The sequence below is a fragment of the Streptomyces sp. NPDC002130 genome (assembly GCF_040296465.1).
Lineage (GTDB): Bacteria > Actinomycetota > Actinomycetes > Streptomycetales > Streptomycetaceae > Streptomyces.
Genome location: NZ_JBEOXI010000959.1, coordinates 1 through 1,277, shown reverse-complemented (window position 1 = coordinate 1,277; position 1,277 = coordinate 1). Strand labels below are relative to the sequence as shown.

The window sequence follows — 1,277 nt, the reverse complement described above, 5'->3', positions numbered from 1 at the left end:
CGGGGCGCGTTGCTCGGGAGTGTCCGCTTCGACGACCTGGAGGACCAGGCCCGCGTAGGGGTGGTCGAGGGCGTGGACGTCCCGGGGGCCGGCCGGCCGCTATCCCATCTGCGGTGGACACGAAGGCGCCGGAATCGTCGTCGAGGTCGGGCCGAATACCGAAGGGTGGTCCGAGGGTGATCATGTCGTGTTCTCGTTCCTCGCCGCCTGCGGCCGTTGCCGGTGGTGCGCAAGCAGAATCCAGAACCTGTGCGACAACGGCGCCGCCATCATGACCGGCAGCAGGCCCGGCGAAACCTCGAGTTACAGAATGTCTCTCGACGGTCAGCCCGTGGCCCAGACCTGCGGCCTGTCCACCTTCAGTGAATACACCACGGTCAGCACTCTCTCGGCCGTGAAAGTCGACAAGCACCTGCCTCTCGACGCTCTGTGCCTGCTCGGCTGCGGCGTCGGAACCGGGTGGGGCGCCGCGGTCAACTCCGCTCAGGTCTATCCCGGGCAGACCGTCATCGTCATGGGAGTCGGCGGAATCGGAATCAATGCGGTACAGGGCGCCTCGCATGCCGGTGCCGCCCACGTGATCGCGGTGGACCCGGTCGCCTTCAAGCGTGACAGTGCATTGAAGTTGGGCGCGACCCATGCCGTGGCCACCATGGAGGAAGCCACCGACATCGCGCGCTCGTTCACCAACGGCCAGGGCGCGGATTCGGCCATCGTCACCGTCGGTGTCACCACCGGAGAACATGTCGCGCAGGCATTCTCGTCGATCCGCAAGGCAGGAACCTGCGTGGTCACCGGCCTCGGGAAGATGACGGACGTCGGAATTCCCGTGAGCCTGATGGAACTCACGCTGTACCAGAAGAGAATTCAGGGATCCTTGTTCGGTGCATCCAATCCCACCGCCGACATTCCCTGGATGATCGATCTCTACACCAGCGGCAAGCTCGAACTCGACGGACTGATCACCAACCGATACACCCTCGACCAGATCAACAACGGATTCGCCGACATGCATGCCGGTCGCAATCTGCGCGGAATCATCACCTTCTGAGCGATGTCTCTCCGGGCTTGACTCGTCAGCAAGTCCGGAGAGATCCTTCACATCAGCGTCACCAGGCATTCATGGTGTCGAGGATTTGTCCTCTGGCCATCCACAATTCAGCGGACCAGTACGGCCACGAGTGAATACCGGCGGGCGGAAAGCTGTACAGCCGCCGTCCGCACCGGATCCGGCAAGCGGCGCCGCCGCGCGGGCTCCTCGACCCACAGGGGCCGGT

Annotated in this window: 1 protein-coding gene; it reads left to right on the top strand. The window is 64.1% G+C overall.

The features are described from left to right. Nucleotides 1–106 precede the first annotated feature (106 nt). Nucleotides 107–1,051 carry an NDMA-dependent alcohol dehydrogenase gene (locus tag ABT116_RS47395; RefSeq protein WP_351647597.1) on the top strand — a complete coding sequence of 315 codons (945 nt, stop codon included), beginning with the start codon at nucleotides 107–109 and terminating at the stop codon, nucleotides 1,049–1,051. Nucleotides 1,052–1,277: the final 226 nt, after the last annotated feature.